The organism is Kitasatospora arboriphila (genome assembly GCF_039528095.1).
Lineage (GTDB): Bacteria > Actinomycetota > Actinomycetes > Streptomycetales > Streptomycetaceae > Kitasatospora > Kitasatospora arboriphila.
The window spans coordinates 117,306-132,515 of sequence record NZ_BAAALD010000007.1 but is presented as its reverse complement, the minus strand read 5'-3'; the positions used below and the strand labels follow the sequence as shown (position 1 = coordinate 132,515).

At 74.8% G+C, this 15,210-nt stretch carries 10 protein-coding genes and 2 pseudogenes; 5 read left to right on the top strand and 7 right to left on the bottom strand.

Annotation, left to right across the window (positions count from 1 at the left end; genetic code table 11):
* The first annotated feature begins 11 nt into the window (after positions 1-11).
* Positions 12-824 carry an MBL fold metallo-hydrolase gene (locus tag ABD353_RS06220; protein ID WP_344622453.1) on the top strand — a complete coding sequence of 271 codons (813 nt, stop codon included), beginning with the start codon at positions 12-14 and terminating at the stop codon, positions 822-824.
* 34 nt (positions 825-858) lie between these two features.
* Here ABD353_RS06220 and treZ read toward each other — a convergent pair whose 3' ends face one another.
* The 3 genes from treZ to glgX form a co-directional block, all read right to left on the bottom strand.
* The gene (gene treZ / locus ABD353_RS06215) at positions 859-2,562 is read right to left on the bottom strand and encodes a malto-oligosyltrehalose trehalohydrolase (RefSeq protein WP_425555086.1); all 1,704 of its coding nucleotides are present in this window, start codon (positions 2,560-2,562) and stop codon (positions 859-861) included.
* 32 nt (positions 2,563-2,594) lie between these two features.
* Entirely contained in the window at positions 2,595-4,967 is a 2,373-nt protein-coding gene (treY, locus tag ABD353_RS06210) for a malto-oligosyltrehalose synthase (protein WP_344622451.1), read from the bottom strand.
* A gap of 85 nt (positions 4,968-5,052) precedes the next feature.
* Complete coding sequence (gene glgX, locus ABD353_RS06205) at positions 5,053-7,167, bottom strand: glycogen debranching protein GlgX (protein ID WP_344622450.1); 2,115 nt, start codon at positions 7,165-7,167, stop codon at positions 5,053-5,055.
* 413 nt (positions 7,168-7,580) lie between these two features.
* On the opposite strand from glgX, the pseudogene ABD353_RS06200 reads away from it, so the two are divergent.
* Positions 7,581-8,642: pseudogene (locus tag ABD353_RS06200) on the top strand (SAV2148 family HEPN domain-containing protein); the annotation flags it as partial.
* A gap of 150 nt (positions 8,643-8,792) precedes the next feature.
* Here ABD353_RS06200 and ABD353_RS06195 read toward each other — a convergent pair.
* Positions 8,793-9,674: pseudogene (locus tag ABD353_RS06195) on the bottom strand (MFS transporter); the annotation flags it as partial.
* A gap of 234 nt (positions 9,675-9,908) precedes the next feature.
* Complete coding sequence (locus tag ABD353_RS06190) at positions 9,909-10,370, bottom strand: MarR family winged helix-turn-helix transcriptional regulator (protein ID WP_344622449.1); 462 nt, start codon at positions 10,368-10,370, stop codon at positions 9,909-9,911.
* 137 nt (positions 10,371-10,507) lie between these two features.
* Between ABD353_RS06190 and ABD353_RS06185 the strand changes: the two genes are divergently transcribed.
* A complete protein-coding gene (locus ABD353_RS06185) occupies positions 10,508-11,350 on the top strand; it encodes an SDR family NAD(P)-dependent oxidoreductase (RefSeq protein ID WP_344622448.1) in 843 nt (280 codons plus the stop codon).
* Positions 11,351-11,410: 60 nt separating this feature from the next.
* Here the strand turns inward: ABD353_RS06185 and ABD353_RS06180 are convergent, their stop codons facing one another.
* A complete protein-coding gene (locus tag ABD353_RS06180; protein WP_344622447.1) occupies positions 11,411-12,403 on the bottom strand; it encodes an aldo/keto reductase in 993 nt (330 codons plus the stop codon).
* 234 nt (positions 12,404-12,637) lie between these two features.
* On the opposite strand from ABD353_RS06180, the gene ABD353_RS06175 reads away from it, so the two are divergent.
* Together ABD353_RS06175 and ABD353_RS06170 are read left to right on the top strand one after the other, a co-directional pair.
* Positions 12,638-13,153: a SigE family RNA polymerase sigma factor gene (locus ABD353_RS06175; RefSeq protein ID WP_344622446.1), complete on the top strand. Its 516-nt coding sequence runs from the start codon at positions 12,638-12,640 to the stop codon at positions 13,151-13,153.
* A gap of 326 nt (positions 13,154-13,479) precedes the next feature.
* Entirely contained in the window at positions 13,480-14,142 is a 663-nt protein-coding gene (locus ABD353_RS06170) for a hypothetical protein (protein ID WP_344622445.1), read from the top strand.
* 111 nt (positions 14,143-14,253) lie between these two features.
* On the opposite strand, the gene ABD353_RS06165 is transcribed toward ABD353_RS06170, so the two are convergent.
* Positions 14,254-15,093 carry a WD40 repeat domain-containing protein gene (locus tag ABD353_RS06165; protein ID WP_344622444.1) on the bottom strand — a complete coding sequence of 280 codons (840 nt, stop codon included), beginning with the start codon at positions 15,091-15,093 and terminating at the stop codon, positions 14,254-14,256.
* Positions 15,094-15,210: the final 117 nt, after the last annotated feature.

Below are 15,210 nucleotides of genomic sequence, written 5' to 3'. Positions count from 1 at the left end.
AGGGGGATGCCATGAACACGCAGCACCGCACACCGCTGGACGTCCGCTGGATCCACGGATCGACGTCCTCGAAGCACAACACCGACCCCGACCTGCAGGTCCACCGGGTCGACGAAGCGACCTACATCCTGCGGCAGAACAAGGCCGTCCACTACGAGGCGCCGTTCCTGTACCTGCTGTTCGGCACCGAACGCGCCGTGCTGATCGACACCGGCGCCACGGCCGACCCGGCGCACCTGCCGCTGCGCCGCACCGTCGACGAGCTGATCGAGGAGCACAGCCCGGGCCTGCCGCTGCTGGTGCTGCACAGCCACGGGCACGGCGACCACACGGCGGGCGACGGCCAGTTCGCGGACCGGCCGGACACCGAGCTGGTGCCGGCCGCCGAGGCGCTCGCCTGGTTCGGCTTCGAGGGCGAGGAGAGCCGGGAGCTGGACCTCGGCGGACGGGTGCTGGAGTGCCTCGCCACCCCCGGCCACCACGCGGCCTCGGTCACCTACCACGACCCGCGGACGGGCTTCCTGCTCACCGGCGACACCGTCTACCCGGGCCGGCTGTACGTCAACGACTGGCCGGCCTTCACCCGCACCGTCGACCGCCTGGTGGAGTTCACCGCCACCCGCGAGGTCACCCACGTGCTCGGCTGCCACATCGAGATGACCACCGAGCCGGGCACCGACTACCCGCTCGGCACGACCTTCCAGCCGGACGAGCCCCCGCTGGAGCTCTCCGTCGCCGACCTGCACGACCTGCAGGCCGCCTGCCGCGAGATCGGCGACCGCACGGGCCGCCACCCGTACAAGCGCTTCGTCGTCTGCAGGTAGGGCAAGCCCCCCACGCGCCCCTGGAGTGTCCGCTCTAGCCGACCTGCACCACGGCCGTGGACTCCGCCGCGAGGTGGAGGGAGCCGTCGGACTCGGGCCAGCAGTCGCCGTACAGGGCCAGGGTCCGGGTGTAGGGGGCGTCCAGGGTGATCCGCTGCGGGGCGTCGGTGCCGAGGTGGACGACCACCCGGAACGGGCCGCGGTGCACGACCAGCCACTGTGCGGCGGCGTCGTGGTCGACCCGGACGGCGCCGAGGTCCGGGTCGGTGAGCTCGGGGTGGGTGCGGCGCAGCCGGATCAGGCGCCGGTACCAGTCGAGCAGGCCGGCGTGCGGCTCCTGGACGCGTTCGGCCCAGGTGAGGGTGGAGCCGAGCACGGTGGAGCGGGCCTGCGGGTCGGGCACGTCCTCGGGCTGCCAGCCGTGCGCGGCGAACTCCCGCCGCCTGCCCTGCCGGACGGCCTCGGCGAGGGCCGGGTCGGTGTGGTCGGTGAAGTACTGCCAGGGGGTGCTCGCCCCCCACTCCTCGCCCATGAACAGCATCGGGGTGAACGGCGAGGTGAGGACCAGCGCCGCACCGGCGGCCAGCCGCCCGGGGGAGAGGGTCGAAGAGAGCCGGTCGCCGGCCGCCCGGTTGCCGATCTGGTCGTGGGTCTGGGCGTAGCCGAGCAGCCGGTGCCCGTACGCGGTGGGGAACGGCCGGCCGTGCGAGCGGCCGCGGAAGGACGACCAGCTGCCGTCGTGGAAGAAGCCGCGGGTCAGCGCCTTGGCGCAGGCCGCGTACGGGTCGGCCGCGAAGTCGGCGTAGTAGCCGCCGGACTCGCCGGTCAGCAGGGTGTGCAGGGCGTGGTGGAAGTCGTCGCTCCACTGGGCGGCGAGGCCGAGGCCGCCGGCCTGCCGGGGGGCGGTGGTGCGCGGGTCGTTGAGGTCGGACTCGGCGACCAGGAACAGCGGGCGCCCGGTGGCGTCCGCCAGTTTCTCGACCTCGACGGCGAGTTCCTCCAGGAAGTGCAGCGCCCGGTCGTCGGCGAGGGCGTGCACCGCGTCCAGCCGCAGCCCGTCGATCCGGTAGTCCCGCAGCCAGCCGAGCGCGCTGCCGATCAGGTAGCGCCGCACCTCGTCGGAGCCGGGTGCGTCCAGGTTGACCGCCGAGCCCCAGGGCGTGTGGTGCCGGTCGGTGAAGTAGGGCCCGTACACCGGGAGGTAGTTGCCGGACGGGCCGAGGTGGTTGTGCACCACGTCGAGGACCACGCCGAGGCCCTTGCGGTGCGCCGCGTCGACGAAGCGCTTCAGGCCGTCCGGGCCGCCGTACGGCTCGTGCACCGCCCAGAGCGACACCCCGTCGTAGCCCCAGCCGTACCGGCCGGGGAACGGGCAGACCGGCATCAGCTCGACGAAGTCCACGCCCAGGTCGACGAGGTGGTCCAGCCGCTCGGCCGCGGCCTCGAAGGTCCCGGCGGGGGTGAAGGTGCCCACGTGCAGCTCGTACAGCACGCTGCCGGGCAGCGGGCGGCCCCGCCACGGGGTGTCGGACCAGCGGAAGGCGGCGTGGTCGACGGCCCGGCTCAGCCCGTCCGGGCCGTCCGGCTGCCGGGGGGAGCGCGGGTCGGGCAGCGCCCGGCCGCCGTCCAGCCGGAAGCCGTAGTCGCCGCCCGGCGCCTCGCCCTGCCACCAGCCGCTCGTCCCGTCGCCCTCGCGGGCCATCGGGTGCGGCCGTCCGTCGACCTCGACCTCCACCATGTCCGCCTCGGGTGCCCATACGCGGTACGTGGTCAACGGCCCTCCGTGAGCAGTGCGACCGGGTGGCGCTCCAGCAGCCAGGAGACCGGCAACGGGCCGGCCTCGTAGTGCCGCCCGGTCAGTTCGTCCGTCCAGCGGCCCTCGGGCAGCTCCAGCACGGTCTCGCCCCAGCCGCCGGCCCGCTGCAGGCCGTACGGCAGCCGGGTCACCGCGGTGATCACCCGCGGGCCGCGGAAGAAGGCGAGCAGGTGCGCCGCCGTCCGGCCGGTGGCCTCCAGCGGCCGGTACGGGCCGAGCGGCACGTCGCGCCGCAGGTGCAGGGCGGTGGTGGTGAGGTGGAGCTTCTCGCGGACGAGGTCGGCGCCGCGGTCGGCCGCGGAGTCGGTCAGCCGCACCGCCAGCGCCCCGAGGTCCACCGGCGCCCGGTTGTCCGGGTCGACCAGCGTGTGCAGCGGCTCCTCGCTGCCCTGGTACAGGTCCGGCACCCCGGGCACGGTCAGGTGCAGCAGCGCCGAGGCGAGGGTGTTGGACCGCGCGTACGGGGCGAGCAACTGCACGAAGCCGGCGATCCGGGGGCAGAGCCCGGCGTTGGCGAGCGCTCCGCGCGCGTACGCCGTCAGCAGCCGTTCGAAGGTCTCGTCGGGGGCCGTCCAGGAGGTGCGCAGCTTCGCCTCCCGGGCGGACTTCAGCACCACCTGGACGAGCCGCTCCTCGTCGATCGGCCAGGCCGCGACCAGGGTCTGCCACAGCAGCCAGGCGGTGTTGCGGTCCGGGCAGGGCCCGGCGGCGGCCGTCCAGGCCGCGCACTCGGCGGCCCAGGCGTCGGGCAGCTCGGCGAGCACGGCGAGTCGGGCCCGGGCGTCCGCGCTGCGCTTGGTGTCGTGGGTGGAGAGCACCGTCATCCCGGTGGGCCGGTCCCGCTCCTGGTCGGCGCACCAGCGGTGGAAGGCACCCGGGCCGAGGCCGGGCCGGCCGGGGTCGCCGCCGACCTCGTTCAGCGAGACCAGCGCGTTCCAGCGGTAGAAGGCGGTGTCCTCCACGCCCTTGGCGGCCACCGCCGAGGTGGTCTGGGCGAACCGGCGGCAGAACTCGTCCTTCTCCGGGCTGCGGCCGAGCCGGCCGAGCGCCAGGTCGCGCAGCAGCCGGTCCGCGGTGCCCTCGGCGCCGCCCGCCAGGTGCGCGACGGCCTCCGGCGGGGGCTCCTCGCCGGGCACCACGTACGGCCGGTACACCGGGTGCTCGGTGAGCAGGGTGCACAGGGCGTCCCGCAGCGCGGGCCGCGGGTGGTCGGCGACCGCGCTGTCGGCGGCGCCGATCCGTCGCACCAGCCGCAGCAGCCGGTCCACCTCGGCCGCGAGCTCGCCGTCCGGGACGGTGAGCTCGGCGCGGCCGCGCAGCGCGGCCTCGGCCGCGGTCGTCCGGTCGGCGACGTCCCGCTGGTAGGCGGCGACCAGCCGCTCGGCACCGGCGTGGTCGGTGAGCACCCCGTCGATCCGGCGCAGCGCGTCGTAGCCGGTGGTGCCGGCGCACGGCCAGTCCGCGGGCAGCCGCTCGTCGCCGATGAGGATCTTCTCCACCACGGTGTACGCCCCGCCGGTGGCCTCGGCGAGCCGCCGCAGGTAGCCGCGCGGGTCGGCGAGGCCGTCGGGGTGGTCCACCCGGAAGCCGTCGAGCACGCCCTCGCCGTGCAGCCGCAGCAGCACCTCGTGGGTGGCCCGGAACACCTCCGGGACCTCGACCCGCACCGCGATCAGGTCGTTGATCGCGAAGAACCGCCGGTAGTTCAGCTCGCTGCTGGCCAGCCGCCACCAGGCCAGCCGGTACCACTGGCGGTCGAGGAGGTCGGGCAGCGGCAGGTGCGCGGTGCCGGGACGCAGCGGGAAGGCGTGGTCGTGGTAGCGCAGCACCTCGCCGTCCACCACCAGCTGGTCCCGTACCGCGCCGATCCGGTCGCCGAGCAGCGGCAGCAGCAGCCGGCCGCGGCCGGGCGCGTCGAAGGGGCCGGGCTGCGCCGTCCAGTCGATGTCGAACCAGGTGGCGTAGCGGGAGTCGGGGCCGTCCCGGAGCACCTGCCAGAGCGGCTGGTTGAGCTGCTCGGGGACGGGCAGCGCCATGTGGTTGGGCACCACGTCGGCGATCAGCCGCAGCTCGTGCCGGTGGGCCTCGTCCGCCAGGGCGCGCAGCGCAGCCTCACCGCCGAGCTGTTCGCTGATCCGGCTGTGGTCGACCGTGTCGTAGCCGTGCGTGGAGCCGGGGACGGCCTCCAGCAGCGGGGACAGGTGCAGGTGGGAGACGCCGAGTGCGGCCAGGTACGGCACGGCGCGGGCGGCGTCGCGCAGGGTGAAGCCCGGCTGGAGCTGGAGCCGGTAACTGGCCGTCGGTGGGTGTGCGGCGGCGGACGTCATGGGGTGATCCCTACCCTGGCCCGGGCGCGGCTATGGCCCGGGTGGCACGAATGGCCCACCCCGGTCGTCCCCCGCGCCCCGGCCGTCACGCGGGTCGCTGCAGCACCATCAGTGAGCGGTCGGTGAGCCAGAGCGAGTCGCCGGCCTTGACCCGGGTGCCCGTCCCGCGGGCGGGCAGCACGGGCTGCGCGGTGTCGACGACCAGCTGCCAGGCCTCGCCGTGCCCGGCCGGGACGGTGAACTCCAGCGGTTCGGAGTGCGCGTTGAACAGCAGCAGGAAGGAGTCGTCGACGATCTTGCCGCCGCGGCGGTCCGGCTCGGAGATGGCGTTGCCGTTGAGGAAGACCGTCAGCGACTTCGCGTAGCTGGTCTTCCAGTCCTGGTCGGTCATCTCCTCGCCGCCGGGGGTGAACCAGGCGATGTCGGTGAGGTCGTCGTGGGTGCCGGAGACCGGCCGGCCGTGGAAGAAGCGGCGGCGGCGGAAGACCGGGTGGTCGCGGCGCAGCCAGATCATGCCCTGGGTGAACTCCAGCAGCTGCGCGGCGGCGCCGCCCTTCGGCCAGTCGACCCAGGTGAGCTCGTTGTCCTGGCAGTAGGCGTTGTTGTTGCCCTGCTGGGTGCGGCCGAACTCGTCGCCGTGCGCGAGCATCGGCACGCCCTGGGAGAGCATCAGGGTGGCGATGAAGTTGCGCTGCTGGCGGGCTCTGAGCTCCAGCACCGCCTCGTCCTCCGTCTCGCCCTCGGCGCCGCAGTTCCACGAGCGGTTGTGCGACTCGCCGTCCCGGTTGCCCTCGTGGTTGGCCTCGTTGTGCTTCTCGTTGTAGGAGACCAGGTCGCGCAGGGTGAAGCCGTCGTGGCAGGTGACGAAGTTGATCGAGGCGATCGGCCGGCGGCCGTCGTCCTGGTAGAGGTCGGAGGAGCCCGTCAGCCGGGAGCCGAACTCGGCCAGGGCGGCGTTCTCGCCGCGCCACAGGTCGCGGACGGTGTCCCGGTACATGCCGTTCCACTCCGTCCACAGCGGCGGGAAGTTGCCGACCTGGTAGCCGCCCTCGCCCAGGTCCCACGGCTCGGCGATCAGCTTGGCCTGCGAGACCACCGGGTCCTGCTGGACGAGGTCGAAGAACGAGGACAGCCGGTCGACCTCGTGGAACTGCCGGGCCAGGGTCGCCGCGAGGTCGAACCGGAAGCCGTCCACGTGCATCTCGGTGACCCAGTACCGCAGCGAATCCATGATCATCTGGAGGACGTGCGGACTGCGCATCAGCAGGCTGTTGCCGGTGCCGGTGGTGTCCTCGTAGAACCGGCGGTCCTTCGCCGGCCGGTAGTACGAGGCGTTGTCCAGACCGCGGAAGGAGAGCGTCGGGCCCAGGTGGTTGCCCTCCGCGGTGTGGTTGTAGACCACGTCGAGGATCACCTCGATCCCCGCCGCGTGCAGCGCCTTCACCATCGACTTGAACTCCTGCACCTGCTGCCCGCGGTCCCCCGTCGAGGAGTACGAGGCGTGCGGCGCGAAGAAGCCGATGGTGTTGTAGCCCCAGTAGTTCGACAGCCCCAGGTCCCGCAGCCGGTGGTCTCGGACGAACTGGTGCACCGGCATCAGCTCGATCGCGGTGACGCCCAGCTTCGCCAGGTGCTCGATCAGCGCCGGGTGCGCCAGCGCCGCGTAGGTGCCGCGGATCTCCTCCGGGATCTCCGGGTGCAGCCGGGTCAGCCCCTTCACGTGGGCCTCGTACAGCACCGTCCGGTGGTAGTCGGTGCGCGGCGGCCGGTCGGTGCCCCAGTCGAAGTAGGGGTTGATCACCACCGAGTGCATGGTGTGCGGCGCCGAGTCCAGGTCGTTGCGGCGCTCCGGCGCGCCGAAGTGGTAGCCGTAGACCGACTCGTCCCAGTCGATGTCCCCGCTCATCGCCTTGGCGTACGGGTCCAGCAGCAGCTTGGCGCTGTTGTGCCGCTGCCCCAGCCCCGGGTTGTACGGGCCGTGCACCCGGAACCCGTACCGCCGGCCCGGTTGGACCCCCGGCAGGTAGGCGTGCCGCACGAAGGCGTCCGTCTCCCGCAGCTCGATCGCCGTCTCCGAGCCGTCCTCCTCCAGCAGGCACAGCTCGATCCGGTCGGCGCTCTCCGAGAACACCGCGAAGTTGGTTCCGGCCCCGTCGTACGTGGCGCCGAGCGGGTAGGGCTGCCCTGGCCAGACCTGCATGAGGGACCTCAACTTCCTTGCTCCGTGGGGGAACTGGCGCTCCCTCGGATCTGCCCGGGAGCGGGCCCCGGCATGTGCGGACCGCCCTCGGCGTGACGCACGGCACACGTACGGCACACGTCGCATACTCCCCAACCCCCGCCCGCCGACCGAACCCATTCACCTGTTGTTCGCCCGAACGGGTGTCCGTGGCGCGAAAACCCGGCGCTCGGGCCGCCGCCCGCCCTCCCCTCGAATTGTTGTGCCGTCAACAGGCTGCGTCCCGCCCGGAGCGCGCAGTACCCTTGATCGTCCGGCGGCGCGCACCGCCGGCCCATGCGGAGACAGGCTCTGTCAAGGCCGCCATGGTGGAGACGCTGTCAGTGGACGGTCCGGCGCTCGCGACGAGCGGCGGCCGAGAGGTGAGGTAGCGCATGGGGTTCCCCGCCGACGGCCGGGGCGACGGCCTCGACGGGCCGGAGCCGGGCCGCAGCGAGGCGCCGACCGTCGTCATCCGCTCCAGCCATCCCGGCCGGCCCGCCGGACCGGCCCCCGGCGACGGCACCCCGCTCGGCTGGACCGCCCTCGAATGGGAGCACGCCTACCGCCGCGTCCGCCTCACCGGCCGCGCCTACGTCTGGCTCAACCTGGTCGAACAGCGCCTGCGCGCCCTCGTCGACGAGGCACTGCGCCCCGTCTACGCCCCCGCCCACGGCGAGGACTGGGTCACCGCCGCCGCCGGACCGGTCGGCGAGGAGTGGGTGCTGCGGGCCGGCGCCGTCCGCGAGGTCAGCCGCCGCAAGGGCTACCTGCTCGACCCGGCCGACGACGACCCGCTGGTCTTCCTCACCCTGCCGCAGCTGCGCGAGCTCATGGTCCAGCACTGGCCCTGCTTCGAGCCGTACGTCCTCGACCGCCGCGAGGTCGAACTCGCCCTCGACGAACTCGAGGTGGCCCGGCACGTCGTCTCCCGCAACCGCAGCCTCTCGCAGACCGTCCTCGACCAGACCGAGCGGGCCGCCGCCCGGCTGCTCAGCCTGCTCGACGGCGGCGCGGGCGGCGTCCCCGCCGACGTCGTCGAGGAACTCGTCGCCGGCCGCTACGCCGACGTCGTCGCCGTGCACGCCGACCGGGTCCGCCTGCAGCGCGAACTCCCCGTCGAGGACCTGCTCGACGGCGCCCGCCGGCTGGACGCCGTCGGCATCGGCCTCGGCATGCTCTGCCAGAACTACACCGGCAAGCGCCTGGTGCGGCTCGCCGGCGAGGGCTGCCGGGTCCGCCTGCTCTTCCTCAACCCGGCCAGCAGCGCGGTACGGCGGCGCGAGCGCGAACTCGGCCTCGGCCGGGGCGAACTCGGGCGCTCCGTCGAGATGAACATCATGCACGTGCGGCGGGTCCGGGCCCGGCTGCGGGACCCGGGCGGCTTCGAGATCCGGGTCTTCGACGAGATGCCCCGCTTCACCGCCTACCTGGTCGAGGGCCCCCGGGTCACCGGCCAGACCGGCGGGCGCCCCCCCCCCCCCCCCGCCGCCGCCCCCCCCCCCGCCCCCCCCCCCGGCGGGCCCCCCCCCCCCCCGCCGGAGGCCGGTGACCACCAGCGGGCGGTGGCCCGTCCGGCGGGCCAGCCGGCCGGAGAGGACGGAGGCGAACATGGTCATCGCGACTGCGGGGAAGAGCGCGGCGCCGGTGCGCAGTGCGCTCCAGCCGCGCTGGTGCTGGAAGTCCAGGCTGGCGGTGAACACCATGCCGTAGAACGCGAAGTTGAAGAGCAGACCGATCACCGCGGCGCCGCTCAGGGCGCGCGACCGCAGCAGGCGCAGCGGCAGGACGGGTGCGCGGGCCCAGCGTTCGCGGGCCGCGAAGGCGGCCGCGGAGAGCAGTGCCAGGCCGGCCGCGGCCAGCACGGCCGGGTCGGTCCAGCCGCGCCGGCCGGCCTCGTTGAGGGCGGTGGTGAGCAGGGCGACGGTGGCCACGACGGCGCACTGTGCGGGCCAGTCCACCGGGCGGGCGGGGTTGCGCGGCGAGGCGTCGACGTGCCGCAGGGTCAGGGCGAGGCAGGCGGCGCCGACCGGCAGGTTGATCAGGAAGACCCAGCGCCAGCCGACCGAGCTCACCAGGACGCCGCCGAGCAGCGGTCCGGCGGAGGCGGCGATGCCGGCCATGGAGCCCCAGAGTCCGAAGGCGCGGGAGCGGGCGGCGGCCCCGGGGTAGGACTGCTGGAGCAGGGCGAGCGAGCCGGGCACGATGAGCGCGGCGCCGAGGCCCTCGACCAGGCGGGCGGTGACCAGGACGGGGGTGTTCCCGGCGAGTGCGCAGCCGGCCGAGGCGGCGGTGAACACCGTGACGCCGGCGCAGAAGACGCGGCGGTTGCCGAGCCGGTCGCCGAGGGCCCCGCCGGTGAGCAGCAGTCCGGCGAAGACGAGGGTGTACCCGTCGGTGATCCACTGGATGCCGGTGAGCGAGGCGCCGAGCTCCCGGCCGATCACCGGGACGGCGACGTTGATGATCGTCACGTCGAGGATCACCATGAAGTACCCGGCGCACACGGCGAGCAGCGGGGCCCATGAGCGCGGCCCGGCCGTGCCGTCCCGCGCGCCGTCCTCCGTGCGCTGCTGCCGCGGCCCGCCGCCGGGCTTCTCCGTACCCGCCACGCGCGCCTTCCGGCCTCAGGCCACCTGGGACGCGTGCCACCCTACGGGAGGCCGGGGCGGGTGTCCGGGAGGCGGCGCCGGGCCCGTAGTGGAGCGGCGCCGTACGGGGCGTCAGTCCTCCTTGTGGGCCTTGAGCTTGCGCCAGACCGTACCGAGGGCGGCGAGGTCCTGCTGGTCCAGGACGTCGATGAAGACCGGTGCCAGGCAGGCGCGCCGGGTGGCGTCGGCCTCGGTGAACAGCTCGCGGCCCTGCGCGGTGAGCGCCACCTCGACGGAGCGGGCGTCCCGGGCGGAGGGGGTGCGGGAGACCAGGCCGCGGGCCTGGAGCGCGTCGAGCACCCGGGAGACCTGGCTGCGGCTGAGCATGGTGCTGTTGCCGAGGACGGAGGCGGCGACCGGCTCCTCGCTGTTGGCGAGCCAGAGCATCACCTCGAACCAGGAGACCGGCAGGTCGTGCGCCTTGGTGAGGGCGCGGTCGACGCGCTCGGTCAGTGTGGTGCCGGCCCAGACCAGGCCGTAGAAGGCGTGGTCGGCCTCGGACATCTCCGCCGGGGTGAGCTTCCTGGTCGCCATGGGCGCGATTCTATCGTGCGTGCGTGCACACGCACCTACTTGCGTGTGTGTGCACGCAATGCTTAAGGTGTGTGTGCACACACCGAAGGGGTGCTGCGGCTGCCAGGCCGTCCCCCGCTCCGGAAGGAACCCTCACCATGTCCTCCTCCAAGGTCGTCCTGATCACCGGCACCTCCTCCGGCATCGGCCTCGCCACCGACGTCGCCGCCGCGCGGGCCGGCTGGCGGACGGTCGCCACCCTGCGCGACCCCGACCGCGCCGACGCGCTGCGCAAGGCCGCCGCCGAGGCCGGTGTCGAGCTGGACGTCCGCCGGCTCGACGTGGTCGACGAGGCCTCCGTCGCCGCCGTGGTCGACGGGGTGGTCGCCGACCACGGCCGCCTCGACGCGGTCGTCAACAACGCGGGCGCCGGGCACCTCGGCACCCTGGAGAACGAGACCGTCGCGGACGTCCGCGCCGTGATGGAGGTCAACTTCTTCGGCGTCCTCAACGTCTCCAAGGCCGCGCTCCCCCACCTGCGCGCCACCGCCGGCCGGCTGATCACCGTCACCAGCGTCGGCGGCGTCATCGGGCAGCCCTTCAACGAGGCGTACTGCGCCGCCAAGTTCGCGGTCGAGGGCTACATGGAGAGCCTCGCCCCGGTCGCCGCCTCGGTCGGCGTGGCCGTGAGCGTCGTCGAGCCGGGCGCCGTCGCCACCGAGTTCGTCAACAACATCGGCCTCGACCTGGAGGCCGAGGTCGCCGCGGCCGGCCCGTACGCCCCCGCCCTCCGCGCCTACCTCGACCGCACCGTCGCGCAGTTCCTCAACGGCGCGCAGACCCCGGCCGAGGCCGCCGGGACGGTCATCGAAGCGCTGACCGCCGAGCGCCCGCCGTTCCGCCTGCAGACCTCGGACTGGGCCCGCGGCTTCACCGGCACCAAGCTGACCGACCTGGACGGCTCCGCGGTGCTCGGCATGACCGGCAGCTGGGTGGGCTGACCCGCCCGTCCCCGACCCGCCGCTGCGGCGCATCCGCGGTCCGGGCCTCCGCCGGGCCGCTCAGGCCCAGGGCAGCGCGGCCCTCGTCCGCCAGTAGGCCTCCGCCGGCTCGGCGAGCACCGCGAGCCCGGCCAGGTCGGACGGCGCGACGGCCAGCCCGGCGGCCGAGAGGTTGGAGGCCAGCTGCCCGGCGGTGGCCGCGCCGGAGAGCACCAGGTCGGCCCAGGGCTGCGCGGCGGCGGCCGCCAGCGCCAGGGCGTCGCAGGAGGCACCGGTACGGGCGGCGACCTCCCGCAGCACGGCGGTGTCGGGGCCGGTCGCGTACCGGTCGGCGAGGCGGCGGTTGGCCATGCCCTCCTTCACCACCACCAGCCAGCCGGCCGCGTGCGCCTCGGCGAGCGCCGGCGCCGCCGAGGTCTCCAGCAGGTTCCAGGTCGACTGGACGGCGGAGAACAGCGGCCGGCCCTCGAACTCCACCGCCAGCGCCGCCCGCACCGCCTCCCCCTGGGCCGGCCCGCTGGTGGACAGCCCGACCCGGACGCCCTCCGCGGCGAGCCCGGCCAGGCGCTCGTGCAGCGCCGGGTCGGTCAGCGCCGGACTGTCGGGCGTCACCGAGTGGACGAGGTAGACGTCCGGCAGCCGGCCGAGGGACGCCCGGGTCTCCTCCACCTGCCGGTCGAAGACCGCGACCGCGTGCTCCTTGACCTCGTGGACGGGCACGCCCGAGGCGCGCCAGTCGGCCGTGTAGGTGTAGCCCCACTTGCTGCCCACCACCGATTCGGCCGCCGCCCGCGGCCGGGCGGCCAGCCACCCGCCGAGGAACTCCTCCGCCCGCCCGTAGGAGCGGGCCGTGTCGAAGTACCGGACGCCGGCCGCGAAGGCGGCGTCGAGCAGCGCGTGCGTCCGCTCCCGCAGCGCCTCGACCGTGCGCTCGGCCGGCAGGTCGAGGTCCCGCCCGAGGGTGATGTAGCCGGGCCGGCCGACCGCCGCCGTGCCCAGGCCGAACCGGGCGATCGACGGGCCGGCGGGTCCGGTGGCTGCTGCGGCCGGCATGGCGGGGTCCTCTCGGTGGTGCGGGCGGGCGGGCCGGTGCGCCCCGCCCGCACCAGCACCCTACCGACCGCTCCCGCACACCGGCCCGCCGGGCGGGGCCGCCCGCGGGTGCACCCGGTCCGGCGCGCACCCGGGCGAAAAGACCGTCAGATCGCGTGCGACCCCGGCCCGGGTCGAGGCGTCTTGTCAGGGTGACAGCAGATCGGCCGAGCACGGCGCAGCCCGGGGGAAACCATGCACGAGGCACTCGACTTCGACGAGTTCGCGTCCACACGAGCGCGAAGGCTCTTCCAGGTCGCGTACCTGATGTGCGGTGACTTCCACCAGGCGCAGGACCTCGTCCAGGTCACCTTCGCCAAGCTGTACGCCTCCTGGGGGCGGCTGGGGCGCACCGTCCCGGACACCGGCCTCGACGCGTACGCCCGCAAGGTGCTGCTGCGGACCTACCTGTCGCAGCGCCGGCTGCGCCGCTCCGGGGAGATACCCACCGGATCGGTGCCCGACCTGCCGGACGGCCGCGAGGGCGGGCGGACGGCGGAACTGCGGCTGACGCTGCTGGCCGCGCTGCGGCAACTGCCGCCGCGCAACCGGGCGGCCGTGGTGCTGCGCTACCTGGAGGACCAGAGCCTCGAATCGGTGGCGGAGACGCTCGGCTGCAGCGTCGGCGCCGTCAAGGGGCTGAACACGCGCGGCCTGGCCAAGCTGCGCGAACTGCTGGGCGAGGACCGCGAACTGCTGTTCCGGCACTGAGGAACGACGAGCGCACGAGGAGTGCTGAGATGGGTCTTGAGGACGACCTGAACGGGATGTTCGCCGAGAGCGTCCATGAACTGAGCCCACCGATCGGCGAGATGGTGGCCGAGGGCAAGCGCGCCGGGCGGAAGCGGCTGCGGATCCGGCGGACGCTGCAGGCGGCCGGTGCCGCGGGCCCCGGCCGCCGCGCCGCCCGGGGGGGGGGGGGGGGGGGGGGGGGGGGGGGGGGGCCGCCCGCCGCGAGCCCCTCCGCGGCGGGTCCGTCCGCCGCGAGTCCGTCCGCGGGCAAAGGGCCGTCGGGTGCGGAATCCGGCACGGGCACGGTGTCACCGAGCAAGGGCGCGGTGGCCGAGCCGGGGACGGCGGACCTGACCTGGCAGGCGATGACGAAGATCCTGTCGGACCTGCTGCCGCCGGGCGCCCGGCTGGGCAACCTGAACGCGTTCGGCGTGAAGTTCAACACCAAGCCGAACCAGCGCTACATCGAGCTGGAGTACGACGACGGCCACGGGCCCTCCACGGTCATGGTGACGGTGAGCCAGGGCCGGCCGCCGAGCCCGGTCACCTGCGAGACCTGGCAGGGCGGCTCGGACGAGGGCACCCGGAAGAGCGGCTACGAGGCGCCGCTGTGCAGGACCGAGCAGCTGCCGGACGGCGGCCGGCTGCGGATGTTCGTCACCGGCACCGACGTGGCGGGCCTGTACGACGAGATGATGGATCTCACCCGGCCCGACGGCACCACCGTCCAGGTGGTGGCGGCGAACGGCACGCTCGACCAGTACACGGGCCAGAAGGGGGTGCCGATCACGGTGACCCGCGAGCGGCCGCCGCTCGGCCTGGACGGCTGGAAGGCACTGGTGCAGAGCCCGCGGTGGCAGCTGAAGGTGCCGCAGTCGGTGGTGGACTCCGGCCGTGCCTTCGCCGAGACCGTCACCCGCTTCCCCTGCCCGGACGGTGCCAAGAAGGGCGACTGCACCATCGACTGACCCCCGGCAGGTCCGCCGCTCCGGCGCCCGCCGCGGACCCGTCGACGAACGCACCACCGTGGCGCCCCCCACTCGACCGCCCCTCGCCCTCCTCCGCGCACGCTCCCCGTGTCAGCGCGGCACGAGGACGGCGACGTGCGACCCGAACGCCATCGCCAGCCGTCCGTCCGGGGCGGCGGCGAGCGCCTGCACGGGCTCGGGCAGCACGCGGTCGGCGCCGGCCCTGCGGCCGGTGAGCGGATCGAGGAACCGCACCGCACATTCCTCGCGAACGGCCGCCACTGGCCGTCCCCCTGCCGTCCCGACCAGCACCGCCGTGGCCGCGGACGGCGCCGCGGAGATCTCCGCACGGCCGATCTCCGCCATCCCCGCCAGGTCCCACAGCCGCAGCGTGCCGTCGCGCGCCGTGCTCGCGGCGACCGGTGTCCCGTCGAGCACCACCGTGGACACCGAGGTCACCCAGTCGGTGTGGCCGGTCAGCGGTCCGCCGACCGGACGGCCGGTGGTCAGGTCCCACACCCGCACCGTCCGGTCCCAGCTGCCGGTGACGGCGACGGCCCGTCCGCCGAGCAGGGTGGTGGCCACGGCCGTGACCCGGCCGGTGTGACCGGTGAGGGGCTCGAACACCGGCTCGCCGGTGGTCAGGTCCCGCACGCCGACGGTGCGGTCGCTGCCTGCGGTGACGAGGACGGGGCGGCCGTCGGGCACCGCCGTGGCCGCGGCCAGCACGCGCCCCTGCGCGCTGTCGTAGGGGCGGTGCACCTCCTCGCCGGTGGCCGGGTCGGCGGTGCGCACCGTGCCGTCCGGGGCGATGCGGACCAGCAGGGTGCGGCCTGCCGTCACGACTGCCGCGAGGACGGCGGCCGCGGCGGGCAGCGGCGCGGCGGCCTGCCGCCCGGTGGCCAGGTCCCAGGTCCGGACGGTGCCGTCGGCAGCCGCGGTGACGGCCACCGGGCGGCCGGCGGCCTCGGCGGGGGGGGGGGGGGCGGCGGACTCGGCGGGGGTGGGGGCGCCACCGGGGGGACCCGGCCCCGGGGGGGGGGCCGGGGGGGGGGGCCCGCCGGGGGG